The sequence below is a fragment of the Bordetella bronchialis genome, assembly GCF_001676705.1.
GTDB lineage: Bacteria > Pseudomonadota > Gammaproteobacteria > Burkholderiales > Burkholderiaceae_B > Bordetella_C > Bordetella_C bronchialis.
Map to the genome: position 1 here is coordinate 3,048,830 of NZ_CP016170.1, position 25,307 is coordinate 3,074,136.

Sequence of the window (25,307 nt, forward strand, 5' to 3'; positions counted from 1 at the left end):
TCATGAACAACGCACGACACACGCACGGCCCGTCGACAATGACGGGCGGACTACCGCGGCTGGTCCGTATCGGGTCGACGCTGCTCGCCACGTTGATGGTCGTGGCGGGATGTTCGGTGACCCCCGCCTACGAGCGGCCGGCTGTACAGACGCCGCCCGCCTACAAGGAAGCCGGCCCCGCCACGGTGGCAGGCGACCCGTCCGGTAGCTGGAAGGCGGCACGCCCCGCCGAAGACGCCGGCCGCGGCGAATGGTGGAAGGTATTCGGCGATGACACGCTGGATGGACTGGAAGCGCGCGCGCAAGAGGCCAATCAGGACCTGAAGGCGGCCGCCGCGCGACTGCAACAGGCCCGCGCCCTGGTGAAGAACGCTCGCGCCGGCCTGTATCCCGAAATCAATGCCGGCGTGGGAGCCACGCGCGAACGTCCTTCGCCCGCTTCGCAAGGCCTGGAAGACGGCGCCGCATCGGCGGCATCCACCCTGTACCGGGCGCAGGCCGGCGTCTCCTACGAGGTCGACCTGTTCGGCCGCGTGTCGGCCACCGTGGACGCCGCCACGGCCGACGCGCAGCGCGGGGAAGCGCTCTTTCGCTCGGTGCTGCTGGCCTTGCAGGCCGATGTCGCGCAGCAATACTTCCAGCTGCGCGAATTGGACGCGGAAGGCGCGCTCTTCCAACGCACCGTGGCACTGCGGCAGCAGTCCCTCGATCTGGTGCGGCGCCGCTACGACGAAGGCGATACCAACGAAGCGGACGTGGCCCGTGCGCGGGCGGAGTTGGCATCCGCGCAATCCGAGGCGCTGGGCATCGCACGGCGCCGGGCGGCCGCGGAACACGCCATGGCGGTCCTGCTCGGCAGTACGCCGGCCGAGTTCTCCCTGCCGCCGCGCCCCCTGGCCCGCATTGCCATCAGCGTCCCGGCAGGCCTGCCTTCGGCCCTGCTGGAGCGCCGTCCCGACATCGCCGCCGCCGAGCGCGCGATGGCGGCGGCCAATGCCCGCGTGGGCGTGGCCCGTTCGGCCTTCTTCCCCAGCCTGAGCCTGACCGGTGCCATGGGATTCGAGTCGGCGCAGTTGGGCGATCTGTTCAACTGGTCCAGCCGCACCTTCCTCCTGGGGCCCCTGGTGGGGACGGCCTTGAACCTGCCATTGTTCGACGGCGGCCGCCGCCAGGCCGGACTGGATCGCGCCCGCGCCAGCTATGAGGAAGAGGTCGCCCGGTATCGCGGGACGGTGCTGAACGCCTTCCGCGAAGTGGAAGACAACCTGGCCAACTTGCGCATCCTGGGCGAACAGGGCAAGGCGCAGGACGAGGCCGTCGCCGCGTCCGAACGCGCCGCGCGGCTTTCGCATACGCAGTACCGCGAAGGCGCCATCGGTTATCTCAACGTCATCGACGCCGACCGCACGGTTCTGCAGCAGCAGCGCGCCGCGGTCAAGCTGGACGGCGAGCGTGCGCGCTCCACCATCAACCTGATCCGTGCCCTGGGCGGGGGCTGGAACGCCGCGGGGATATCGGAGTCATAGCCCCTTACGACAATCGGCCTGGTGGCGGCGACCAACCCGCCGCGCCGGAGCCGGGGCCACGGCGGTCCCGCGCACCGATGGCAGCCAGCACGAGCTGCGCCACAAGCAGCGGGACCAGGCTGCCCGCCATGATCACCGCCCAGGCCGTCCCATTCAAGGGGACCAGATGCAGGAGCCGGGCGAGCGCCGGCATGTACGGAGGAATGGCGAGCAGGCCTGCGCACAGCAGCAGCGCGCCCCACAGCCAGGCATTGCGAGTGACCTCGTTGACGAAGGGCGCCGATCGGATGGCGCGCATATTGAACGCATGCCACAGCTGCGCGAACGCCAGGGTCAGGAAGGTAACCGTAACGGATGCGCCCGCATCCAGCGCCAATACGCGGGTCAAGGCCATGGCGGCGAAAGTGCCGGCGGTCAGCGCGGCGCCATGCAGAACGATGGCGGCCCATTGGCGGCGTCCCAGGATGGGTTCCCTGGGGGGGCGCGGCGCGCGCCCGAGCACGCCCGGCTCGCCCTCGCCCATCGCCAGCGCGAAGGCGGGAAATACGTCGGTGACCAGGTTCAGGTACAGGATCTGCAGCGGCAGCAGCGGCAAGGGCAGCCCCGCCAGCACCGCCAGGCCGACCGCCATCACCTCGCTCAGGTTGCATGACAGCAGGTAGACCACGAAGCGCCGGATATTGCCGAAGATGACCCGCCCTTCCTGCACGGCCTTGACGATGGTGGGAAAGGCGTCATCCAGCAGGATCATGGCGGCGGCTTCGCGCGCCACGTCGGTGCCGCGCAGGCCCATGGCCACGCCGATATCCGCCTGCCGCAGCGCCGGCGCGTCGTTCACGCCGTCCCCCGTCATGGCGACTATCTCGCCGCAGGCCTGGTAGGCCTTGACCAGCTCCAGTTTTTCCGCGGGGCTGACGCGGGCGTAGACGCCGACATCGCGCAGCGGCGGCTGGCCGGTTCGCAGCATTCCCGCGACGCCGCGTCCCTCCACCGCCTGCGCGCCAGCCCCGATGCCGACGGCGCGGGCAATGCTGCGCGCGGTGACGACGTGATCGCCGGTCACCATCGCCACGCGAATGCCCGCTTGCTGGCAGTCGCGGATCGCGCGCGGCACGTCGGCCCGGGCAGGATCCTCCAGACCCGCCAAACCCAGTAGCACCAGGCCCGAGTAGGGAGCGTCATCGGCCTGCGTACTCATTTTCATGGCGAAGGCCAGTACACGAAGGCCGTGCCGCGCCAGCTCGTCCGCGCGCGCCAGCCAGTCGGCCCGCCGCGCCTCGTCCAGGGTCGCCTCGCCGTGCGTGTCCGGCACGCGCGCGGAGGCGGCGATCACCGCCTCGGGCGCCCCCTTTACGGCGAACAGGTAACCGTCGCCGCTCTCATGCACGGTGGCCATCATTTTGGTCGCGCCGTCGAAAGCGTGCTTGCGCGCCAGGGCGTGGCCGTGCAGCAAGGCGAGCCGCTTCAAGCCCGCGCGCAGGCCGGCGCGCAGTAGGGCGATCTCCATCGGATCGCCACTGTCCCCATTGGCGCGATCCAGGTGGGCGTCGTTGCACAGGACCGCCACGCGCAGCAAGGCGGTGGCTTGCGCGTCGCCAGCCAGGGGATGGAGCGGGTCCGTGTCCGCCGTATCGGGATCGAGGGGGATCTCGCCCGTCGCCGTGCAAAGCCGGCGCACCGCCATGCGGTTCTCGGTCAGCGTCCCGGTCTTGTCGGTCAGGATGATGGTGGTGGCTCCCAGGGTCTCGACGGCGGACAGCCGCTCGATAAGGGCGTGCTGGCGCGCCATGCGCCACATGCCGCGGGCCAGCGCCAGCGTGGCCACGATGGGCAGGCCTTCGGGAATCGCCGCCACCGCGAGCGCGATGGCGGCTTCCACCATGAGGAAAGTGTTGCCTCCGCGCAGGAGACCGACGGCCGCAATCGCGGCCGCCAGCACCAGCGTCGCCCAGACCAGTTGCGCCGACAGGCGGGCCAGCTTGCGCTCGAGCGGCGATGTGCCGGGATGGGCATCCAGCACCAGGCGCGTGACCTGGCCGAGCTCCGTCGCCAGCCCAGTGGCCACCACCACGCCGGCCCCGCTGCCCCGCGTGACGGCGGTGCCCTTGTACAGCATGCAGGAGCGGTCGCCCAGGCGGGCGTCGGCGCTGACCGCGTGGGGCTGCTTGTCCACGGCGACCGACTCGCCCGTCAGGGTCGATTCGTCCGCGGCCAGCCGCGAGGCCTCGGTCAGCCGGACATCGGCGGACACGGCGTCGCCGGCGTCGAACACGACGATGTCTCCGGGCACGAGCTCCTCGGCCGGAACGAGACGGACACGGCCGGCGCGGCGAACGCGTGCGCCGTGCCCCCCCAGCGCGCGCAGCGCCTCGATGGAGCGCGCCGCCTTGAGCTCCGTGACGAAGCCGATCAGCGCGTTGACCGCGAGCACGGCGACGATAGCGGCGCCCTCTTCCATCTCGCCGAAATACAGGGCCAGGGCCGCCGCGCCGGCCAGCAGATAGACCACGGCGCTTTTGAACTGATGCAGCAGCAGCCGCATCGCGCTGGCGCCGCGCCGGGCCGCGATGGCATTGGGCCCATGGCGTGCCCGGCGTGCCGCCGCCTCTTCGTCGCTCAGCCCTTGCGCGGCGGAAACGCACAAGCTCCGCAGCACTTCCGCGGCGCCGCATGCGTACGGGAGCGCAACACCGCCGGCCGGTCCGCCGGAGATGTCCGCCACCGCCCGGCCGTCCTGGGTTCCGTCCTGCCTGGCGGCAGCGATGTGGCCCTTCATGTCGCGCTCCGCGTGATGCCGTGCGCCAATGATCGGCCCGGGGACCCGGTGCAAGCTTGATCCAGGTCAATGCCCGGCCGGGCGCGCGCGGCGACGATAAAAGCCCCTATCCCGGCGGGTCGAGGTGACGCCATGTTCAAGCATATGCTCATCCCCATCGACGGTTCCGAGCCTTCCTTCGCGGCCGCCAGGCCGGCGGTCGCACTTGCGCGCGATATGCGGGCCAAGGTGACGTTCCTGACGGTGACGCACCCGTTCCGCATGCTGTCGGCCGAGGCCGACCAGATCGAACGCGTGCGCGACGAATACAAGGCCTACCAGCATGACCACGCTCAGCAGTACCTGGGCTGGGCCAAGGAGATCTGCCAGGCGGCCGATGTCGAATGCGAGGGCGAGGAAGTCGAGCACGACCACCCCCACGAAGCCATCATTGAAGCGGCGCGCAAGCGCGGCTGCGACGTCATCGCGATGGGCTCGCACGGGTTCGGCGGCGTGAAGGCGGTGATACTGGGCAGCGTCACGCAGAAGGTCCTGACCCACTGCCAGATCCCCGTGCTGGTATACCGATGATGGGATCCATCGCGGCCCGGCCTGACGCGGCCTGACGCGGCACGGCCTGACGCGGCCCGGCCTGACGCGGCCCGGCCTGACGCGGCCCGGCCTGACGCGGCCCGGCCCGACCTGACGCGGGCCGCAGCGGGCATTCAGGGCGCGTCCCGGGTTTCCAGCGGCAGGCGCAGCGCGACGCGCGTGCCCTTGCCGGCGATGCTGGACACGGTCAGCTGGCCGCCGAAATGGCGCGTGCGTTCCTGCATGCCCTGGATGCCCCAGGAATGCCGGTTCGCGGGCTGGTCCGTGGCGAAGCCCTTGCCGTCGTCGCGGATCTCGACCAGGATGACGCCGTCCTTGGCGGCGGCATGGACGGAAACCAGCGACGCGTCGGCGTGCCGCACCACATTGGTCAGGGATTCCTGGACGATACGGAACAGCATGATGCTGCGATCCGGGTCCACGGGGGCTTCCCGGGCCGAGGCCGCGATAGTGCAATCGCACACCAGGCCGAAGCGGGCTTCTACCTGGCTGGCATACCATTCGATGGCCTCCCAGACGCCAAGCTGGTCCAGTACGCTGGGACGCAGGTCGTTGATGACCCGGCGCACGGCCTGGATGGCCTCCTCGGTCAGGCGCGCGGCCTCGCGCAGCAATGGATCCGGCGTGGCGCCGGCCTGGGCCGCGCGTTCGCAGGATACCGACACGTGGGCCTTGATACCGGTCAGCAGGCCGCCCAGCTCGTCGTGGATTTCCTGGGCGATGCGCTTGCGCTCGCTTTCCTTGATGTTCTCCTGGTGCGCCGCCAGGCGGCGCAGGGCTTCGCGCGATTCGCGCAAGGCCTCTTCGGCGAGCTTGTTCTGGGTGATGTCGATCAGGATGCCTTGCTGGAACAGCGGCCGGCCGGCGGAGTCGCGCACGACCTCGGCTTCGTCGCGGAACCAGCGTTCCCGACCGTCCTTGCCCAGCATGCGGTATTCGACCCGCAGCGTTCCGGCCTGCGCGATACTGTGCGCGATGGCGGCGGCCGCTCGGGTGCGATCGGCTGCATGGATGGCGGCCAGCGGCGCGGCCGGGTCGGACAGCCAATCGTCCGCCGCGTAGCCCAGGGCGCTGATCTGCGGGCTGATATAGCGCAGCCTGCCCTCCCCGCCGAGCTCGCGCACGTAGGTGATGGCCTGGATCTGTTCGACCAGCGCGCGGAACATGGCCTCGGCCTGCCGCTTGTCTTCCAGCAGCCGCTGGCCGCGCAGCATGCGGTCGATGGCGGCGGGCAGCGTCTGCAGGTAGCGGCCTTCCGTATCCTTGTACAGGTAGTCGCGGGCGCCATGGCGCATCATCTCCACCGCGACCTCGGTGCTGTCCTCGCCCGTGAGCACGAGCACGGGCACGGTGACTTCCCCCGTGCCGTCGGCCAGCTCATCCAGGAATTCCAGGCCGGTGCGATCGGGCAGCCGGTAATCCAGCAGCACGCAGTCCACGCGGTTCGACCGCAGATGATCCAGGGCCGCGTCCGCGGTTTCGGCGGCGGCCACCTCGAAGCGGTGGACGGCAGCGGCGGCCAGCGCGCGGCGGCAGGCGATGCGGTCCACCGCATCGTCTTCCACGAGCAATACGCGGATGATGGCTGGCTGCATGGCGGCTGTCCGGTCGCGATCCTGGTCGGGCGGCAGGTATGCGCGCCGCCCCTAGGGCAGCTCGCTGATCGTCCAGTACAGGTCGATGGAACGCATGATCTCGACGAACTGGCGGTAATCCACCGGCTTGGCCATGTAGCCGGCCACGCTCATGTTGAAGCTATTGACCTTGTCCTGCTGCTCTTCCGAGGTAGTCAGCACGATGACGGGCAGGCGGCGCAGCTGCTCGTCGGCCTTGACCACGTGCAGGAACTCGATGCCGTTCATCACCGGCATGTTCAGGTCCAGCAGGATGATGCAGGGCCGCTCATTGGCGGGATTGCGCAGGTACTCCAGGGCCTCTTCGCCATGCTCGCAGCGCACCAGCGGATTCAGGACGTTGATTTCCCTGAGCGCGCGCCTGACGGTCATGGCGTCGACCGTGTCGTCCTCGACAAGCAGTACCGGCTTGGAAGGCGTCTTCATGGATGGGATCTTGGGGAATGATCGGGATCGTGCCCGGGCGGCATCATGGGCAGTGTGAAAACGAAGGCGGTGCCGGCGCCGACGGTGGATTGTACCGAGATATCCGAGCCGTACAGCTCCAGTATCTTCTTCACCAGGGTCAGGCCCACGCCGGTGCTTTCGACCCGGTCGCGCGGCGCCAGGGTCTGGAACAGCTGGAAAATCCGCTCGTGGTGCCGGGCCTCGATCCCCGGACCGTTGTCCGACACCCAGAAGCGCCAGCGGCTTTCGCCGGCGGGCTCGCAGCCGATGCGCACCAGCCCTTGCGGCTTGTCCATGTACTTGATGGCGTTGGACACCAGGTTCTGGAACAGCTGCTGCATGCGCGTGCGTTCCGCCATCACGACAGGCAGGGGATTCTCGACCAGTACCTCGATATGGTCCGGCGGCGCCAGCAGGTCGATGATGTCGCCCACCAGCACGTCCAGGTCCACCGGCACGCGGGCCTCCTTGATGCGGCCGATGCGCGAGTACTCCAGGATGCCGTCGATCAGGCCGCTCATGCGATGGACACGCCCCACCAGCAGGCGCAGGTGCTCGCGGCCTTCGTCATCCAGGCGGTCGGCATAATCGGCGGCCAGCCAGTTCGCCAGCGAACCGATGGCCCGCAGCGGGGCCTTCAGGTCGTGCGAAACGATGTAGGCGAAGTTGGTGAGTTCCTCGTTCGCGCTGGTCACCTCGCGCAGCAGTTGGGCGTATTGCTCCTGCGCGCGCTTGCGTTCGGTGATGTCGCGCACCATGCCCGTGAACATGCGGCTGCCCCCCACGCGCATCTCGGCCACCGCCAGATCCATGGGGAACACGGTGCCGTCCTTGCGCATGCCGACGACTTCCCGGCCGATGCCGATGATTTTCTTCTCGCCGGTGCGCAGGTAGTGGTGCAGGTAGCCGTCGTGCATTTCCCGATACGGCGACGGCATCAGCATGGAGACATTGCGCCCCAGGACTTCGTCCTCGGCATAGCCGAACAGCCGTACGGCGGCGGGGTTGAACCGCTCGATGCGGCCGGCCTCGTCTATGGTGACGATGGCGTCGACGGCCGTGTCGAACACCGCGCGCAGCCGGGCCTCGTTGTCGCGCATGGCCTGCTCGCTGCGCATGCGCGGCGTGATGTCCCGGATGGATACCATCCAGAGCGCCAGGCCCCAATGGGTGGTCAGCGGCGATACGCAGATTTCGACCGGGAAGGCGCTGCCGTCGGCGCGCTGTGCGGAAACCTCGAACACGCCCGCCCGGCCGCCGCCCGGCAGCCCGGCCTTGCCCTGTTCGGCCATTTCCCACTCCGGCAGCAGCGCGGGCAGCGCCAGGCCCGGCAAGGCTTCGGCCGCATGGCCGAACAGGCCGGCCGCCGCCGCATTGGCAAGGACGATGCGGCCTTCCGCGTCGGCGATGACGATCGCTTCGGTCGCGGAACGGATCAGCCAGTCCATGGTCTGGCTTTCCAGGATGTGGTCTTTCATAGGGCTCGGGATGTACTGGGCAGCATGCCCGTGGCGGCGGCGCGCCGCTCTTGCCGGGGGATGCGTCACCGTGGATTCTAAGCGAGGCGGCCGGCGATGCCGCCGAAGCGCTACTGCATGTGCAGGCCGCCGTTGATGGCCAGGTTCGCGCCGGTCATATAGGCCGCTTCCTCCGATGCGACGAAGTTCACCAGGTGCGCGATTTCCTCCGGCTCGCCCAGGCGCCCCAGCGGGATCGAGGGCAGTATCTTGGTGTCCAGCACCTCCCGCGGCACGGCGGTAACCATCCGGGTGGCCAGGTAGCCCGGCGAGACGGTGTTGACCGTCACGCCATGCCGGGCCATCTCCAGGGCCAGCGACATGGTAAAGCCATGGATGCCCGCCTTGGCGGCGGCATAGTTGGCCTGGCCGAACTGTCCGCGCTGGCCGTTGACGGACGCGATATTGACGATGCGTCCCCAGCGCTTGGCGATCATTCCTTCCAGTACCGGCTGGGTCATGTTGAACACCGAGTCCAGATCCGTGCGTATGACCTTGTCCCAATCCTCGCGCCGCATCTTGCGCAAGCTCGCGTCGCGCGTCACCCCGGCATTGTTGACCAGGATGTCGACCTCGCCCATCTCCTTGCGCACGCTGCCCACGCAGGCCAGGCAGCTATCGAAGTCCGCGACGTCGACCGGATAGGCGTTGATGTCCAGGCCGTTGCGCCGGTGTTCTTCCAGCCAGGCGGCGGCGTGCCGGTTCTCCGGGGACACCGTCACGGCGATGCGATGTCCCGCCTGGTGCAGGCGCGATACGATGGCCTGCCCCAGTCCACCCATCCCGCCGGTGATCAATGCGATTTTCTGCGACATGGCTGCGCTCCTGAAAAGAGTCGGGGGTGGACGCCCGGGTCTATCCGGACGCTTATCGGCGAGGTATCCGGACACTTATCCGGACACACTAGGCCGGCGCGGCGCGCGGCATCTTGATATGGGTCAAGCCGGTCCGGCCGGACCGCCGCGAGGGCGCGATCAGGCCGGGCCGGGCGCCGGGCGCGGCGGCGGCGCCATGCCCGCGCGACCTTGCGTTAAATCAATACTCCGGCCATACCCCGGACCTAGCATTGAGGCATCACCCGACCGACAAGGTGGCGCGATGTCGAAGCACCTATCCCCGTCGAACGAGACGCCCATGGCCGGCGCGGCGGCCGCGGCCGCCGCGCCGGCCACGCCGCGTGAGCGCCGTCCGCGGCCCCTCGCCGCGCGTCCGCGGACGTCGGCCGCCATCGCGAAGGAGGCCGCCCCCCTGCCCGCCGAGCCGCGCGTGCCTTTGTCGTGCCCCGAACCGCCCGAGCCGCCCTGGCGCGACCTGGACCGGCTCAGCCATGCCGCGGTGGCCCGCACGGTGGGCGGCGTGTCGCCGCTGGGCATCTACCTGGACTGGGTGGACTGGGCCATGCACCTGGCCATATCGCCCGGCAAGCAGCTATCGCTATGGCTGGCGGCGACACAATCCCCGGCGGAAACCGCGCGGCGGTTCGAGCGCTATCACCATCGGCCGGACCCGCGATTTCGCCATCCGGATTGGGAACGTTGGCCTTACGCGCAGTGGCGTGCCGGCTTTCAGCGCATGGAAGGCAGCTGGGACGCCGCCACGCACGGCGTCAGCGGCGCCATGCCGCACCACCAGCACGTCATGAACTTCATCGGACGGCAACTGCTGGACATCGTGTCCCCCAGCAATTTCTGGTTCGCCAACCCGGAAGTCCTGGAGGCGATCGGCGATACGGCGGGGCTGAATCTATTCGAAGGCGCGAAGCGCTGGTGGTCGGACGCCTGCGACCTGCTGGCGGGTTGCGCGCCGGGCACCTCGGCCACCAAACGCCAGGTGTACCGGGTGGGCAAGGAGATCGCGGCCACGCCGGGCGCCGTGATCTACCGCAACGAGATGTTCGAACTGATTCGCTACGCGCCCGCCACGCGCGAGACCTGGCGCGAACCGGTGGTCATCGTGCCGTCCTGGCTGCTCAAGTACTACATCCTGGACCTGTCGCCGCACAATTCCCTGGTGCGTTATCTGGTGGCGCACGGACACACGGTCTATGCCGTCTCATGGAAAAACCCGCGCGAAGAAGGACGCGACTGGGACATGGACAAGTACGTGCAGGACGGGCTGCTGCAGGCCTTGCAGCAGGCATCGCAGGATAGCGGCGGGCGCCGCGTGCACGGGGTGGGCTATTGCCTGGGCGGGACGCTGCTGGCCATCGGCGCCGCGGCGCTGGCACGGCGCCCGCTAGCACGGCGCCACGAACGGCGGCCGCTGCTGCGCAGTATCACCTTGCTGGCCGCGCAGACGGACTTCGACGAGCCCGGCGAGCTGGGCCTGTTCATCAGCCCCAGCGGCGTCGCCTGCCTGGATGCGCTGATGTGGCAGCAAGGCTACCTGGACGGCAAGCAACTGGCCGGCGTATTCCAGCTGCTGAACTCGCGCGACCTGATCTGGTCGCGCCTGGTGCGCGATTACCTGCTGGGCCACCAGCTGCAGATCACCGACCTGATGACCTGGAACGCCGACATCACCCGCCTGCCCCATCGCATGCACAGCGAGACCCTGCACCGCCTGTACCTGAACAACGACCTGGCGGCCGGGCGGCTGTGCGTGCGGGGCCAGCCCGTGGCGCTGGCGGATATCCGCCTTCCCATGCTGGCCGTCGCCACGGAGCGCGACCACATCTCTCCGTGGGAATCGGTCTACAAGCTGCACCTGCTCAATCACCGCGACCTGACCTTCATCCTGTGCTCGGGCGGCCATAACGTGGGCATCGTCAGCGAGCCGGACCGGCCCCACCGCCACTTCCGCTGGGGTGTGCGGCGCGAGGGAGCGCCCTACCTGGCGCCGCAGGAGTGGGCCGAACGCGCCGAAACGGTAGAGGGTTCCTGGTGGCCGCACTGGGAAGCATGGCTGGTGCGGCATTCCGGACCGAAGGGGCCCGCGCCTGGCTACCCGCCGGAAACGATGCTGGGCGACGCCCCGGGGGAATACGTTTTCGACCGCTAGCCGCCTTGCCGGGCGGGCGGCACGCGGGCTTGATGCAGGTCAACAACGGCGGACGGCGATGGGTGGAAACTGACGGCATGCATCGCGAGGACACCGCCATGAATGCAGAACAGTATGACATCGCCCGGCTGGCTTCCCTGGCCATCCATTTCGTGCTGGGATCCGGCGCCAGCATCGAGGACGCCATCCGCGTGCTCGAGCTGGCGGAACGCATGTTGCGCGACGCCTATGACGAAGAGCGTGGGCAGGCCGCCGATCCCGGCGCGCAAGTAACAGCGCTGCACTGAACCGCGCCGCACTGACCCGCGCCACGCAGGCCCTTGTGCACGGCACACGACCCCGATCCCGGTCTGCCCTTCCCGCAAGCCCGACGTTCTCCCGCGAGGCCCCCAAATGCTGAAGCGTATCGCCCTTCAAGTAGAGAAAGACGCCGCGTGCGCCGGCCGCACGGCCGTGGCGGCCGCCCTGGCGGCCCGTTTCCATGCGGAGCTGCTAGGTATCTATGTATCCTTTGCCCCGCCGCGATATCTGTTCGACGAGGCCTATGTGCCCAGCGCGCTACAGGAGATCGCGCTACGCCAGATGCAGGAAGACCGCCGCAAGTGCGAAGAGGCCTTCCAGCGCCAGGCGGGCGGCTCCGGGATCGCGGTGCAATGGCGGGCGCCGGAGGGCCGTGCCGATGAGCTGCTCGCCCGGCATGCGCGCTGCGCGGACCTGCTGGTGATCAGCCAGTCGGTCGACGGCGTGACCGACTCCGTCCTGGCGCCGGACATGACGGAATCCGTCATCCTGACGGCGGGCCGGCCGGTGCTGGCCGTCCCCTACTCCGGCGAGTTCGAGACCGTGGGCACGCGCATCCTGTTCTGCTGGGACCACGGCCGCGAAGCCGCCCGCGCCCTGGCCGACGCCGCGCCCTTCTTTGCCACGGCCAGCGAAATCGTCGCCCTGACCTTGGACGCCAATTCCGATGAAATGCGCCGCAGGCAAACCGTCGTGGGCGACCTGGAAGCCTATTTCCACGCGCACGGCTATGTGCGTCCGCGCGTGACCACCGGCGAGACGGCCGGAATCGGCACCGGCAACGCCATCCTGAACGCCGCATCCGACTACGGCTGCGACCTGATCGTCATGGGCCTGTACGGCCATAGCCGTGCCCGTGAATGGGTCCTGGGCGGCGCCTCGCGCGCGATCCTGAAGAGCATGACGGTGCCGGTGCTGTTTTCCCATTGACGTCCCGTTCGAACCCCTGAAAGGAGAATCCATGAGCTGCGTCCTCGTCCCCATCGATGGCTCGGACAACGCGCTGCGCGCGCTGAACCACGTCGTCCAGCACATGAAAATGTACGAACCGCTCTCGCTGCACCTGCTGAACGTGCAGATCCCCATCGTCTCCGGCGCGGTGCGGATGTTCATCGACCAGGAAACGATACGGCGCTATCACCAGGAAGAAGGCGAAACGATGCTGGCCAAGGCCAAGGCCATGCTGGACGAAGCGCATATCCCCTATGCGGCGCATATCAAGGTCGGCCACATCGCCGAGACCATCGTGTCGACCGCCGAGCAGAACAAATGCGACCAGATCGTCATGGGCTCGCGCGGCCTGGGTTCCACTGCCAGCCTGTGGCTGGGCTCGGTCACCACCAAGACGCTGCACCTGGCGCAGGTTCCGGTCACGATCGTCAAATAGCGGCTATCGCACCGTCGCGCCGCCGGCTTCGGCGGCGACGCGGCGATCGGCAAGGGCGGCCCGCGCGGGCCGCCTTTTGTTCTGTCCGGGAATGCCTGTCCGGCGCCGCGCGCCGGACCAGTCAGGCGGCTTGCGACGCGGCGGGCTCTTCCCGGCGCGGCGCGCCCGCCGCGGCGTTCAGCGCCAGGGAAATGCGGATCTCCGCGCCGATGCCATGCGGCTCCGCGGCGAAGCCGCAGCGGCGCGCCAGTTCCAGCATGCCGCTATTGTCGGCCATGACCATCCCCACCAGACGCCGGGTGCCCTTGGCGGTGAAATAGCGGATCAGGCGCGCCATCAACAGCGTCCCCAGGCCGCGGTTCTTCTGGTCGGACCGCACCATCAGCGCGAAATCCGCCGTGTCGTTGTCGGGATCGACGACACCGCGCGCCTCGCCCAGCATGGTCTCCTGGCCGTCCGCGCCGCGGCGGACCGCCACGAAAGCCATCTCCCGGTCGTAGTCCAGCTGCGCCATTCGGGCAAGCTCGCGATGCTGCAATGGCTGCACCATGCCGAAAAAGCGATGGCGGACGTCATCCGGCGTCAAGGCCAGGAAGAAGCCGCGATACAGGACTTCGTCCTCGGGGCGCGCGGGACGGATAAGGACGGTCGAACCGCCCCATTGGGCGAGCTCCTCCAGCGCCGCGGGGTACGGCAGGATCGCCAGCCGGTCCGTCGCGGCGCCGGCGCAGGGGCGCACGCCGATGCGGACGTCCATGGCGATCGCGCCGTGGCCATCCGCCAGCAGCGGGTTGATATCCAGCGACTCGATCTCCGGGATGTCGCACACCAGCTGCGACACCCGGGTCAGGATGCGGTACAGGGCCTCGTGGGCCACCGCCGGACGGTCGCGATAGCCGGCGAGCAGGCTGGCCACGCGCGTGCGCGACACCAGATCGCGCGCCAGCGGCTCGTTCAACGGAGCCAGGCCCACGGAGCGGTCGGCCAGCACCTCCACCGCCGTGCCGCCCTGGCCGAACAGCACCACGGGCCCGAACACGGGATCCACGGCCGCGCCAACGATCAGTTCCCGCGCATGGGGCCGGCGCAGCATACGCTGCACCATATAGCCATCGATGGGCGCATCGGCGCGCAGTTCGCCGATACGGCGCCGCATGGACGCCACCGCCAGGCGCACCTGCTCCGCATCGTCCAGGTCCAGCGCCACGCCGCCGACGTCGGACTTGTGCGTGATGGCCGAGGACAGGACCTTGACGGCCACCGGAAAGCCCAGCTCCCGCGCATGGGCGACGGCCTGCTCGGCATCGCGCGCCACGCGCGTTTCCAGCACCGGAATGCCATACGCCGCCAGCACGGCCTTGGCTTCGTCGTCCGTCAGCATGGCGCGGCCTTGCGCCAGGATGCCGGCGACGATTCTTCTCGCCTGCTCCGTATCGCGGCTGTCCGCCCGCGCATCCAGCGAGGGCGTTTCCAGCAACAGGGCCTGGTTGCGCCGGTATTGCACGGCATGAATGAAGGCCCCCACGGCCTGCTCCGGCGTGTCGTAAGTGGGGATCCCGGCGTTGCGGAAACGCTTGCGCGCGTGCGCGACGGCATCGCCGCCCAGCCAGGCGGAGAACACATTGCGCGGGGAGCCCGCGATATGCGGCTGCATGGCCGAAGCGATGTCGTCGCTGGAGGCGATGGCGGTGGGCGCGTGGATGAACAATATGGCGTCGCTGCCATGGTCGCGCAGCAGGATGTCCAGCGCCTGGACATAGCGCTTCACCGGCGCATCGCCGACGATGTCCACGGGATTGGCGTGCGACCAGGTGGCCGGCAGCACGGCGTCCAGCGCCCTCACCGTGGCGGGGTCCAGTTCGGCCAGCGTACCGCCGCGGCGTACCAGCTCGTCGGTGGCCATGACGCCCGCCCCGCCGCCGTTGGTCATGATGGCAAGGCGGTCGCCGCGCAAGGGCCGGGCGCGCGCCAGCGTCTCCACGGCATCGAACAATTCGTCCGTGGTGTCGACGCGCAGCATGCCGGCGCGGCGGATGGCCGCGTCGTACACCAGATCGGATCCCGCCAGGGCGCCGGTATGCGTGGCCGCGGCCCGGGCCCCTTGCGGCGCCCGGCCCGCCTTGATCGCGACCACCGGCTTGTTGCGCGCGGCGCGGCGTGCCGCCGACATGAATTTGCGCGCCGCGGTGACGGCTTCGATGTAGAGCAGGATCGCGTTGGCCTCCGGGCTGTCCGCCAAATAGTCCAGCAGGTCTCCCAGGTCGATGTCGGCGCTGTCGCCCAGCGTCACGAAATGCGAAAAACCGATGTTGCGGCTGTTGGACCAATCCAGCACCGCCGTCGCCAGCGCCCCGGATTGCGATACGAACGCGAGCCGCCCGGGCAAGGCCATCGTGGGCGCGAAGCTGGCGTTCAGGCCCAGCCCCGGGATGAGCATGCCCAGGCAGTTGGGGCCGAGTATGCGCAGCAGATGGGGCCGTGCCGCCGCCAGCATGGCTTCGCGCAGCGTCCCATTGCCGTCCGGCGCGGGCGCCGACAGCCCCGCGCTCAGGACGATCGCGGCCCGCGTGCCCCGCGCGCCCAGTTGCGCGACCAGTCCGGGAACCGTGGCCGCGGGCGTGCAAAGGATGGCCAGTTCCGGGGCCGCGGGCAGGCTGGCCACGTCGCGGTAGCAGGGCGTGTTGCGCACCATGCAGTATTTCGGATTGACCGCATAGATGGCGCCCCCGTAGCCGCCGGCCAGCAGATTGGAAAACACCCGCGCGCCCACGTTATAGGGCTGTTCGGAGGCGCCGATCACCGCCACCGAGCCGGGGTGGAAAAGCGCCTTCAGATTCCTGATGCTCATGATTCGTTCCTATGCGGGTCCGCCATCGCGATACGGCGCGCGGCCATGGGGCGGCGGGCGCCGGCCGCGGCGCCATGGAACACACCATCGCTCATCGCGGCGGCCGGGGCCTTGATGCAGGTCAACGGCGGCGGCCCTTCCTCCTGTACGCTGTCCCTGCGATGCGCCGGCGCCACCGCGCATCGTCCCCGCCCTTCGGCGCCCCCTTTCGGCAACCGTATGGGAGACCCGTTATGGAAGCCATGGTTCTGCACGGCCCCGGCCAGCCCCTGGTCAGGGAAACGCGTCCCCTGCCCCAGCCCGCGGCGGGCCAGGTGCGGGTGCGCATCGAGGCCTGCGGCATCTGCCGTACGGACTTGCATGTGGTGGACGGCGAACTGCCGCATCCCGCCTTGCCCATCGTGCCCGGCCACGAGATCGTCGGCATCGTGGACGCACTGGGCCCGGACGTCGGGCTGCCCGCCATCGGCACGCGCGTCGGCGTGTCGTGGCTGGCGCATACCTGCGGGGTGTGCCCCTACTGCGGCCAGGACCAGGAGAACCTGTGCGATGCGCCGCTGTTCACCGGATATACCTTCGACGGTGGTTTCGCCACGCATGCGCTGGCGGACGCGGACTTCGTGTTTCCCCTGACCGGTCTGGACGACCCCGTCGCGGCCGCGCCGCTGATGTGCGCCGGCCTGATAGGGTGGCGCGCGCTGCGGGCCGCCGGCAATGCGCCCCATATCGGCCTGTACGGCTTCGGCGCGGCGGCGCATATCCTGGCGCAGGTGTGCCGCTGGCAGGGGCGCACCGTCTACGCCTTCACGCGGCCGGGCGACCAGGCCGCCCAGGCGCTGGCGCGCGAACTGGGCGCGGCCTGGGTGGGCGGTTCCGACGAAGCGCCGCCGCGCCCCCTGGACGCGGCGATCCTGTTCGCGCCCGTCGGCGCGCTGGTCCCCGCCGCGCTGGCCGCCGTGCGCAAGGGCGGCCGCGTGGTCTGCGGCGGCATCCACATGAGCGACATCCCGGCCTTTCCCTACCGGCTGCTCTGGGAGGAAAGGCAGGTGGTGTCCGTCGCCAATCTGGCGCGCAAGGATGGCGAGGAATTCCTGCGCATCGCCTCGGCGGCCGGGATATGCATGCATACGACCCGCTATGCCCTGGCCGACGCCAATCGCGCCCTGGCCGACCTGCGCGAGGGCCGCCTGGTGGGTGCGGCCGTGCTGCTACCGACTGGCGCCGGCCAGTAGCGAGCGCCGGCGCCTGTATGCAGAGGCGGCCACCTCAGGCACAGGGCCGGTTCAATGCTTCAATGCATGTCGGCCAGGGCCCCGGCATCCTCGGGCTGCTCGGACCGCGGCGGCCGCACCAGCAGCACCGGCACCGGCGCCGAGCGGGCGACCAATTCGGCATCGCTGCCCATCAGCAGGCGATTCACGCCGCGGCGGCCATGCGTGCCCATCACGATGACGTCCGCGCCCCAGCGCCTGGCATGGTCCAGGATGATTTCGAATACGCGGCGGTCGTCGCTCTCCTGCAGATGGCAATCGCAGGGCACGCCGGCCTGTTCCATGACGTGCCGCGCCGCCGTCAGGATGCGATGGCCGGCGCGAACCATGGAAGGCCGCAATTGATGCTCGTAGATTTCCGGCCGCTCGAAACCGTTGGCGTACCACAGCGTGTCCAGCACATGCAGCAGGCGCACCCGCGCATGGCATAGCGTCGCCAGACTGGCGGCCTGTTCCAGCGCCCGTTCACCGGTTTCGCTGCCGTCGATGGGCACCAGGATTTTCTCGTACATGACCGCCTCTCCGTATGGCTGCATTGCCCGTGCATCGCCTTGCGGGCAAGCGGCCGATGGCGCGGAAGCGGCCGGGCCGCGACGCCGCCAGGCATACGGGATCAGGGCCACTGTATCCAGCGCGCGCGGCCTGTCCTTTGATGTGCGTCAACCCGGACGCGGCGGGCGCTATGCGTCGCGCGCCTGACGGGCGCTCAATAGTGCCCAGATCTCGTCCACCGCCCCATGCCCCGGTCCGCGCGCAACGCGGTAAAGAGAGACCGGGATGTCCACGGCGGGCAATCCGCGCCCCGCCCTGACCAGGGTTTTCGTCGCCAGCTCGCGCGCGATCAGGCGTTCCGGCAGCCAGGCCATGCCCATGCCCGCCAGCACCATTTCCTTGATGCCGGCGACAAAGCCCGATTCCTGCACGATGCGCACCGGATAGCGGTCCATCAGCGGCGGCAGGCAGCGCTTGTAGAGCACGCCGCCCATGAAGCTGGGCGCGGGATAGCCCAGCAGCCGCACGGGACGGCCGGCCTGCGGCCGATGCAGCGGCGCGCCCCCCGGCGTGGCGGCGCTCACCGCGACGAGCCGTTCATGGCCCAGGTGCAGATACTCGGTGCGCGGCATCGTTGCATGCAGCGGCGTTTCCGCCTCCAGGCAAAGCAGCAGTTGCGCCTCGCCGGACGAGAAGCGGGCGATGCTCTCGGGGCGATCGTGGGCATCGACCCCCAGTTCGATGCCGGGCGCATCGCGCTGCACGCGCCGCAGCAGGCTGGGCAGCCAGGTGATCGTCAGGGTGTGCTGGGCGGCCACCCGCACGCGGCGCACGCCCTGCTGTTCCGCCTGGATGCGGGCGCGCAGTTCATTGGCCTGCATCAACAGGGCGCGGAACTCGTGCGTATAGCGCTCGCCCAGGGGCGTCAGCCGCAGGCCCGGGCTGCCGCGATCGATCAGCGGCGCTCCCAGCCAGTCTTCCAGCATCTGGATGCGGCGCGAAAAGGCCGGCTGCGTGATATTGCGCATGGCGGCCGCCCGCGAAAACGTGCCGGCGTGCAGCAGCGCGAGAAAGTCTTCGAGCCAGATCAGTTTCATTCGGGGAACCGCGCGGGGAGCTTATGCAAAAAAAGCATAAGGGCCGGAAAATATAGCATTAGGCGCCCCGGCGGGCTGTCCGTTAATCTCGACCGCTTGTCTTCCCACCCTTACTTCTTACGCAGAACAGCCATGATGCATCTTGCCGCCTATCCGCGCGTCCGCCTGGGCCATTTCCCCACGCCCCTGGAGCCCTTGCCCAATCTGTCCCGCCACCTGGGTGGACCGAATCTGTACATCAAGCGCGACGACTGCACCGGCCTGGCCACGGGCGGCAACAAGACGCGCAAACTGGAATTCCTGGTGGCCGAGGCCCTGGCACAGGGCGCCGACACGCTGATCACCCAGGGCGCCGTGCAATCCAACCACGCCCGCCAGACGGTCGCCGCGGCGGCGCGCTTCGGCCTGCAATGCAAGATCCTGCTGGAGCAGCGCGTCAGCGACGGCGGCGAGGACTACGAAGAATCCGGCAACGTGCTGCTGGACCGCCTGATGGGCGGCGAAATCGTCACGCGCCTGCCGGCGGGCACCAATATGCAACAGGCCATGGAAGACCTGGCGGCGCAATTGCGCGACCAGGGCCGCAAGCCCTACGTCATTCCCGGCGGCGGCTCCAACCCCGTGGGCGCGCTGGGCTACGTGGCCTGCGCCCAGGAACTGCTGAACCAGTCCTTCGAAACGGGCCTGCGCCTGGATTGCGTGGTGCACGCCACGGGCAGCGCCGGCACGCAGGCCGGCCTGGTCACCGGGCTGGCCGCCAGCAACAGCGGCATCCCGGTCATGGGCATCAGCGTGCGCGCCGCGCAGCAGCAGCAGGAAGAAAACGTCTGGAAGCTGGTGCAGGCCACGCGCGACTACATGGGCCTGCCCGCCGGCTCGGTGCGCCGCGAGGATGTCGCGGTGGACGCCGGCCACGTGGGCGGCGGCTACGGCGTGCCCACCGAAGGCATGATAGAGGCCGTGCGCCTGGCCGCCGAACTGGAAGGCATCCTGCTGGACCCGGTGTATTCCGGCAAGGGCATGGCGGGCCTGATCGCGCAGATCCGCGCCGGCAAGTTCAGCGCCGGCCAGAATGTCGTCTTTGTCCACACCGGCGGGTCGGCGGCGCTGTTCGCCTATCGCTCGACTTTCGAGGCGGCCATCGCCAAGTCCCCCAAGGCCTGACCGCCTTCCCCCGGGCCGGCGCCTCCGGCCCTGCCCGGTGCTGGATATACTGCCGCCTGCGCAATCATTCCGGGAGCAGACGCGTGGACCGGCTACACGCCATGAAGACCTTCGTCACCGTGGTGGAAAGCGGCGGCTTCACCGCCGCCGCGCGCAAGCTCGATGTCTCGCTGTCGGTCGTCAGCCGCGTCATCACCGAGCTGGAATCCCATCTGGGCGTGCGCCTGCTGACGCGCACCACCCGCGTGGTGCGGCCCACCGACACCGGCGCCGCCTATCTCGAAAACTGCAAACGCATCCTGGGCGAGATCGAGGAAGCCGAACTCGCCGCCGCCGGCATGCATGCCGCGCCGCGCGGCAACCTGGTGGTGACCGCGCCGGTGCTGTTCGGCGCCCGCCATGTGACCCCCATCGTGGTCGAGTACCTGCAACGCTATCCCGAGGTCGACGCCCAGTGCCTGCTGCTGGACCGCAACGTCAACCTGATCGACGAAGGCGTGGACGTGGGCGTGCGCATCGGGGACCTGGCGAATTCATCGCTGCAGGCCATCCCGGTCGGCCGGGTGCGGCGCGTGGTATGCGCCGCGCCCGCGTATCTGGAACGGCATGGCGTGCCGCGCACGCCCGACGATCTGCTGGGCCACACGCTGATCCAGACCACCGGCGTCAGCACGATGGCGGAATGGCGCTTCCTGGAACAAGGCGAACCCAGGCACCTGCGCTTCACGCCCCGGCTGGCGACGTCGACCAACGACTCGGCCATCGCCGCCGCCGTCGCCGGCCTGGGCGTGGCGCGCGCGCTGTCGTACCAGGTGGCCGGCGAGTTGTGGGATGGCCAGCTGCGCGTGGTGCTGGCGGACTATGAACCGCCGCCCCTGCCCATCCATCTGATCCACCGCGAAGGCCGGCACGCCATGCAGAAAGTCCGGGCCTTCCTGGACCTGGCGATCGATCGGCTGCGCGCGGACAAATCGCTCAATTGATGCAGCTATTATTGCTGATATAAGAAGAATACTTTCTCCTGGCGGCGGTTTTTCCCGGTCCGTAGCCCTCCTATGATTCGTTCCAGCACGAGATTACGTGCAAAAACCGCAAACATAGGACTGCCGCCATGAAACTCTACCACCACCCCCTCTCCGGCCACTCCCACCGCGCCCGCCTGTTCCTGTCCCTGATCGGCGCGCCCGCCGAGCTCGTCGAGGTCGACCTGGCTGCGCGGGCCCACAAGCAGCCGGAATTCCTGAAGCTGAATCCCTTCGGCCAGGTGCCGGTGCTGGTCGACGGCGAGACGGTGGTGGCGGACTCCAACGCCATCCTGGTCTACGTGGGCAAGAAACTGGGCAGGACCGACTGGGTGCCGGAAGCGCCCGAGCAGGCGGCCGCCGTGCAGCGCTGGCTGTCGGTCGCGGCCGGCGATATCGCCTTCGGCCCCGCCGCCGCGCGGCTGGTCACGGTGTTCGGCGCCTCGCTGGACGCCCAGGCTGCCATCGCCCGTGCCCATGTCGTGCTCAAGCGCATGGACGACGCGCTGGCGCAAGGACCCTGGATCGCCGCCGCGCATCCCACCATCGCGGATGTCGCGCTGTACAGCTACACGGCGCGCGCGCCGGAAGGCTATGTGGACCTGAAGGACTACGCCAACGTGCGGCAATGGCTGGCGCGGGTGGAAGCGCTGCCCGGCTTCGTGCCCTTCCAGCGCACGCCGGTAGGCCTGGACGCCTGAGAAGGCCGCAGGAGAACGCCGCGGCGCACGGCGGGCCCCGTAGCGGGCCCGCGCACACCACCAGACAAGGAGCCACCATGTCCACCCTACCCTGGCACCGCGGGGAACTTGCCCTGCAATCGCATGCGGGCGCGCTCGCCAAAATGGACGATGTCGGCCGCCGCTTCATCCGCGACTACATGCCCGACCAGCACCGCGAGTTCTTCGCACAGCTGCCTTTCGTCGTGCTGGGGGCCGTGGCGCCGGACGGCACGGTATGGGCGACGCTGCGCGCCGCGCAGCCGGGCTTCCTGGTTTCGCCCCATCCCCGGCGCCTGGATATCGCCATCGCCCGCGAGCCCGCCGATCCCGCGGATGGCGGCCTGGAGGACGGTCAACCGGTGGGCCTGCTGGGCATCGACATGGCGACGCGGCGGCGCAACCGCATGAACGGCACCCTGCATCATGGCGATGGCGGGATCTCGCATATCGACGTGGTGCACAGCTTCGGCAATTGCCCCCGCTACATCCAGCAGCGCACCCTGTCTTTCACCCGCGATCCACGGGAACAGACCCGTATCGCGCCCCAAGTCCTGCCCGCGCTCGACGAGCGGGCCCGCGCCTTGATCGGCGGGGCGGACAGCTTCTTCGTCGCCTCTTATGCGGACCTGCCCGCAGGGCGGCAGGTGGACGTCTCGCATCGCGGCGGCAAGCCCGGCTTTGTCCGGCTCGACGACGATGGCGGCATGACGATTCCCGATTTCAACGGCAACCTGTTCTTCAACACGCTGGGCAACTTCATGGTCAATCCGGCGGCCGGACTGACCTTTGCCGACTTCGATACCGGCGAACTGCTGCAAATGAGCGGCACCGCCGAAGTGATCGTCGACTCCCCGGAGATCGCGGCCTTCCAGGGCGCCGAGCGGTTGTGGCGTTTCTTCCCGCGCACCATCGTGCGCCGTGAGCAGGCCTTGCCGCTGCGCTGGGCGCGCAGGGAAGACGGGGCATCGCCCAGCTCGCTGCTGACCGGCAGCTGGGATGACGCCGCCGACCGCATGCGCGCGGCCGCGCTGGCCGGCCGCTGGCGGCCATTCCGCGTGGCGCGCATCGTCGACGAAAGCAGCAGCGTGCGCTCTTTCCACCTGGAGCCCGCCGATGGCGCGGGCCGCGCGCCGCACCTGGCGGGCCAGTTCCTGCCCATACGCGTGACGCCCGCCGGCCAGGACAGGCCGCTGCCGCGCACCTACACCGTATCCTCCGCGCCTTCGGATGCCGGCTACCGCATCAGCGTCAAGCGCGAAGGCGCCGTATCTAGCCATCTGCACGACAGCGTGCACGTGGGCGACATCGTCGAAGCCCGCGTCCCCGGCGGCAATTTCACGGTGGACGCGGCGGAAAAACGCCCGGCGGTACTGCTGGCGGCGGGCATCGGCGTCACGCCCTTGCTGGCCATGCTGCGCCACATCGTCTACGAGGGCCAGCGCAGGCAGCGGACGCGGCCGACCTGGTTCTTCCAGTCGGCGCGCACGCTGGCGGAACGGCCCTTCTCCGAGGAAATCGCCGCGCTGGCCGCGCAGGGCGGCGATGCGGTGCACCTGGTGCGCCTGCTCAGCGACCCCGCCGGCGCCCAGCCGGGCCAGGATTACGACGAAGCGGGCCGCATCGGCGTCGACGTCCTGCGCCGGCACCTGCCCTTCGACGATTACGACTTCTATCTTTGCGGTCCCGCATCCTTCATGCAGGCCCTGTACGACGGCCTGCGCGCGCTGAACGTCGCGGACGCACGCATCCATGCCGAGGCCTTCGGCGCGTCCTCGCTGGTCCGCCAGGCAGCGGCCGCCGCCAAGACCGATGGCAGCGCGCAAGGCGACGCCATCGCCGCGCGCGATACGCCCGCCGCACGCGGCGCCGCGGCCACCAACGGGCCCGCACATCCGCCGGCTGGCGAGCCCGTGCCGGTGGCCTTCGTGCGGTCGGCCACGCAAGCCCAATGGCAACCGGGCGCGGGCTCCCTGCTGGAACTGGCCGAGCAAAGCGGCCTGGCGCCGGACTTCGGCTGCCGCGGCGGCAGTTGCGGCACCTGCCGCACGCGCATCGTGCAGGGCGCGGTCGCCTATCCCCAGGCGCCGGAGTTCCCGGTGCCCGATGGCCAGGCCTTGATCTGCTGCGCGGTGCCCGCCGCCGGCGCGGCCCCCTTGCAGCTCGACTTGTAAGGCGGCCCCCGCGCCAACTATCGATGCCATGAGGGTAAATGGATCGAAATTAATCACTTCCGCCATGGTTCGCGCTTGCCTATAGTCCTGCCACGCCGGTGGATCGCGCCGGCCGATACAAGACACAGGAGATGGCGATGGCGGGCGTGCTGGCAGGAATACGGGTGGTGGAACAAGGCACGTTCATCACCGGGCCGGCGGCGGGGATGCTGCTGGCCGACCTGGGCGCGGACGTCGTCAAGCTGGAAAATCCCGACAAGGGCGACCCTTTCCGCGCCTTCAAGGGCGGCCTGTACAGCCCTCACTTCCAGACCTACAACCGCAACAAGCGCAGCGTGGCGCTGGACACGCGCGCCGAACAGGACCTGCGCGACTTCGACGCCTTGATCGCCAGCGCCGATGTCTTCATCCAGAATTTCCGCCCCGGCGTCGCCGAACGGCTCAATGCCGGCGAGGCCCGGCTGCGGGCCCTGAATCCGCGCCTGGTCTACTGCGCCATCAGCGGCTTCGGCGGCGACGGGCCGGCGGCGGACCGTCCCGCCTACGACACCGTGGCCCAGGCGGCCAGCGGCTTCCTTGGGTTGCTGATCAATCCCGCCAACCCCCGTGTGGTCGGTCCCGCCATCGCCGATTCGCTGACCGGCTTCTACGCCGCCTACGGCATCCTGGGCGCCCTGCATCGACGCGCCCGCACCGGCGAGGGCTGCACGGTGGCCGTCTCCATGCTGGAGGCGATGACGCATTTCAACCTGGACGCCTTCACGCATTATTTTTCGGCGGGCGAAGTGATGGGCCCCTACAGCCGGCCCAGCGTGTCGCAGTCCTACGTGCTGGAATGCGCCGACGGCAAGTGGATCGCGCTGCACATGTCGTCGCCGGAAAAGTTCTGGCAGGGACTGGCGGCCGCCATCGACCGCCCCGCCCTGTTCGACGAGGAACCCGCCTTTCGCACGCGCGAGGACCGCATCGCCAACCATGAAGCGCTGATCGCGCTGCTGCGCGGCATCTTCAAGGCCAGGACGCGCGCGCAGTGGTGCGAACGGCTGCAGGCAAACGATGTCCCCCATGCGCCCATGTACGACGCCAGCGAGGCGCTGAACGATCCGCAGGCCCGCCACCTGGAATTGGAGGTCGCGACCCGCCACCCCGTGATGGGCGAGTTCCGCACGGTGCGCAGCCCGGTCAGCTTCGACGGCGTGCGGTCGACGGCGGTATCGGCGCCGCCGATGCTGGGAGAACACACCGAGGAAGTGCTGGGCGAGCTGCGCGGCGCCCGGCCGCGGCAGCCGTAAAGGCGCTTGCGCCAAGCAAGGACACAACGACACAACGACAAGGAGAAGAC

At 69.3% G+C, this 25,307-nt stretch carries 20 protein-coding genes; 12 read left to right on the forward strand and 8 right to left on the reverse strand.

The window, feature by feature from the left end; genetic code table 11:
• Positions 1-2 precede the first annotated feature (2 nt).
• On the forward strand, positions 3-1,526 hold the full coding sequence (locus BAU06_RS13530; protein ID WP_415834865.1) for an efflux transporter outer membrane subunit: 1,524 nt from the start codon (positions 3-5) through the stop codon (positions 1,524-1,526).
• Between the two features lie 4 nt (positions 1,527-1,530).
• On the opposite strand, the gene BAU06_RS13535 is transcribed toward BAU06_RS13530, so the two are convergent.
• A complete protein-coding gene (locus BAU06_RS13535) occupies positions 1,531-4,302 on the reverse strand; it encodes a cation-translocating P-type ATPase (RefSeq protein WP_082993676.1) in 2,772 nt (923 codons plus the stop codon).
• Between the two features lie 132 nt (positions 4,303-4,434).
• Here BAU06_RS13535 and BAU06_RS13540 point away from each other — a divergent pair, with 132 nt between their 5' ends.
• Positions 4,435-4,872, forward strand: a complete 438-nt coding sequence (locus tag BAU06_RS13540) for a universal stress protein (protein WP_066349881.1) — start codon at positions 4,435-4,437, stop codon at positions 4,870-4,872.
• Positions 4,873-5,006: 134 nt separating this feature from the next.
• Here BAU06_RS13540 and BAU06_RS13545 read toward each other — a convergent pair whose 3' ends face one another.
• The 4 genes from BAU06_RS13545 to phbB all read right to left on the reverse strand — a co-directional run bounded on the left by BAU06_RS13545 (position 5,007) and on the right by phbB (position 9,306).
• On the reverse strand, positions 5,007-6,488 hold the full coding sequence (locus BAU06_RS13545; protein WP_066349885.1) for a hybrid sensor histidine kinase/response regulator: 1,482 nt from the start codon (positions 6,486-6,488) through the stop codon (positions 5,007-5,009).
• A gap of 51 nt (positions 6,489-6,539) precedes the next feature.
• Positions 6,540-6,953 carry a response regulator gene (locus tag BAU06_RS13550; protein WP_066349887.1) on the reverse strand — a complete coding sequence of 138 codons (414 nt, stop codon included), beginning with the start codon at positions 6,951-6,953 and terminating at the stop codon, positions 6,540-6,542.
• Positions 6,950-8,452, reverse strand: coding sequence for a sensor histidine kinase (locus BAU06_RS13555; RefSeq protein ID WP_066349888.1), 1,503 nt, complete (start codon positions 8,450-8,452; stop codon positions 6,950-6,952). The genes BAU06_RS13550 and BAU06_RS13555 overlap by 4 nt, the downstream gene beginning before the upstream one ends.
• A 110-nt stretch (positions 8,453-8,562) precedes the next feature.
• A complete protein-coding gene (gene phbB / locus BAU06_RS13560; protein ID WP_066349889.1) occupies positions 8,563-9,306 on the reverse strand; it encodes an acetoacetyl-CoA reductase in 744 nt (247 codons plus the stop codon).
• A 283-nt stretch (positions 9,307-9,589) separates the two neighbouring features.
• On the opposite strand from phbB, the gene BAU06_RS13565 reads away from it, so the two are divergent.
• From BAU06_RS13565 to BAU06_RS13580, 4 genes are all read left to right on the forward strand, one after another.
• Positions 9,590-11,491: a PHA/PHB synthase family protein gene (locus BAU06_RS13565; protein WP_231933874.1), complete on the forward strand. Its 1,902-nt coding sequence runs from the start codon at positions 9,590-9,592 to the stop codon at positions 11,489-11,491.
• Between the two features lie 98 nt (positions 11,492-11,589).
• Complete coding sequence (locus BAU06_RS13570; RefSeq protein ID WP_156770227.1) at positions 11,590-11,778, forward strand: hypothetical protein; 189 nt, start codon at positions 11,590-11,592, stop codon at positions 11,776-11,778.
• Between the two features lie 106 nt (positions 11,779-11,884).
• The gene (locus tag BAU06_RS13575) at positions 11,885-12,721 is read left to right on the forward strand and encodes a universal stress protein (protein WP_066349891.1); all 837 of its coding nucleotides are present in this window, start codon (positions 11,885-11,887) and stop codon (positions 12,719-12,721) included.
• 31 nt (positions 12,722-12,752) lie between these two features.
• A complete protein-coding gene (locus BAU06_RS13580; RefSeq protein ID WP_066349896.1) occupies positions 12,753-13,178 on the forward strand; it encodes a universal stress protein in 426 nt (141 codons plus the stop codon).
• A gap of 121 nt (positions 13,179-13,299) precedes the next feature.
• Here BAU06_RS13580 and BAU06_RS13585 read toward each other — a convergent pair whose 3' ends face one another.
• On the reverse strand, positions 13,300-16,026 hold the full coding sequence (locus BAU06_RS13585) for a bifunctional acetate--CoA ligase family protein/GNAT family N-acetyltransferase (protein WP_066349897.1): 2,727 nt from the start codon (positions 16,024-16,026) through the stop codon (positions 13,300-13,302).
• A gap of 233 nt (positions 16,027-16,259) precedes the next feature.
• Between BAU06_RS13585 and BAU06_RS13590 the strand changes: the two genes are divergently transcribed.
• On the forward strand, positions 16,260-17,258 hold the full coding sequence (locus BAU06_RS13590) for a zinc-dependent alcohol dehydrogenase family protein (protein ID WP_066349898.1): 999 nt from the start codon (positions 16,260-16,262) through the stop codon (positions 17,256-17,258).
• Between the two features lie 59 nt (positions 17,259-17,317).
• On the opposite strand, the gene BAU06_RS13595 is transcribed toward BAU06_RS13590, so the two are convergent.
• Complete coding sequence (locus tag BAU06_RS13595; protein WP_066349900.1) at positions 17,318-17,809, reverse strand: universal stress protein; 492 nt, start codon at positions 17,807-17,809, stop codon at positions 17,318-17,320.
• A gap of 168 nt (positions 17,810-17,977) precedes the next feature.
• Complete coding sequence (locus BAU06_RS13600) at positions 17,978-18,886, reverse strand: LysR family transcriptional regulator (protein WP_066349906.1); 909 nt, start codon at positions 18,884-18,886, stop codon at positions 17,978-17,980.
• A gap of 135 nt (positions 18,887-19,021) precedes the next feature.
• On the opposite strand from BAU06_RS13600, the gene cuyA reads away from it, so the two are divergent.
• The 5 genes from cuyA to BAU06_RS13625 all read left to right on the forward strand — a co-directional run bounded on the left by cuyA (position 19,022) and on the right by BAU06_RS13625 (position 25,257).
• Positions 19,022-20,050, forward strand: a complete 1,029-nt coding sequence (gene cuyA, locus BAU06_RS13605) for a D-cysteate sulfo-lyase (RefSeq protein WP_066359035.1) — start codon at positions 19,022-19,024, stop codon at positions 20,048-20,050.
• Positions 20,051-20,133: 83 nt separating this feature from the next.
• Positions 20,134-21,033, forward strand: a complete 900-nt coding sequence (locus tag BAU06_RS13610; protein ID WP_066349910.1) for a LysR family transcriptional regulator — start codon at positions 20,134-20,136, stop codon at positions 21,031-21,033.
• A gap of 128 nt (positions 21,034-21,161) precedes the next feature.
• Complete coding sequence (locus BAU06_RS13615; RefSeq protein WP_066349911.1) at positions 21,162-21,773, forward strand: glutathione S-transferase family protein; 612 nt, start codon at positions 21,162-21,164, stop codon at positions 21,771-21,773.
• Positions 21,774-21,850: 77 nt separating this feature from the next.
• A complete protein-coding gene (locus BAU06_RS13620) occupies positions 21,851-23,965 on the forward strand; it encodes a 2Fe-2S iron-sulfur cluster-binding protein (RefSeq protein WP_066349912.1) in 2,115 nt (704 codons plus the stop codon).
• 137 nt (positions 23,966-24,102) lie between these two features.
• The gene (locus BAU06_RS13625) at positions 24,103-25,257 is read left to right on the forward strand and encodes a CaiB/BaiF CoA transferase family protein (protein ID WP_066349913.1); all 1,155 of its coding nucleotides are present in this window, start codon (positions 24,103-24,105) and stop codon (positions 25,255-25,257) included.
• The last annotated feature ends 50 nt before the right edge of the window (positions 25,258-25,307 follow it).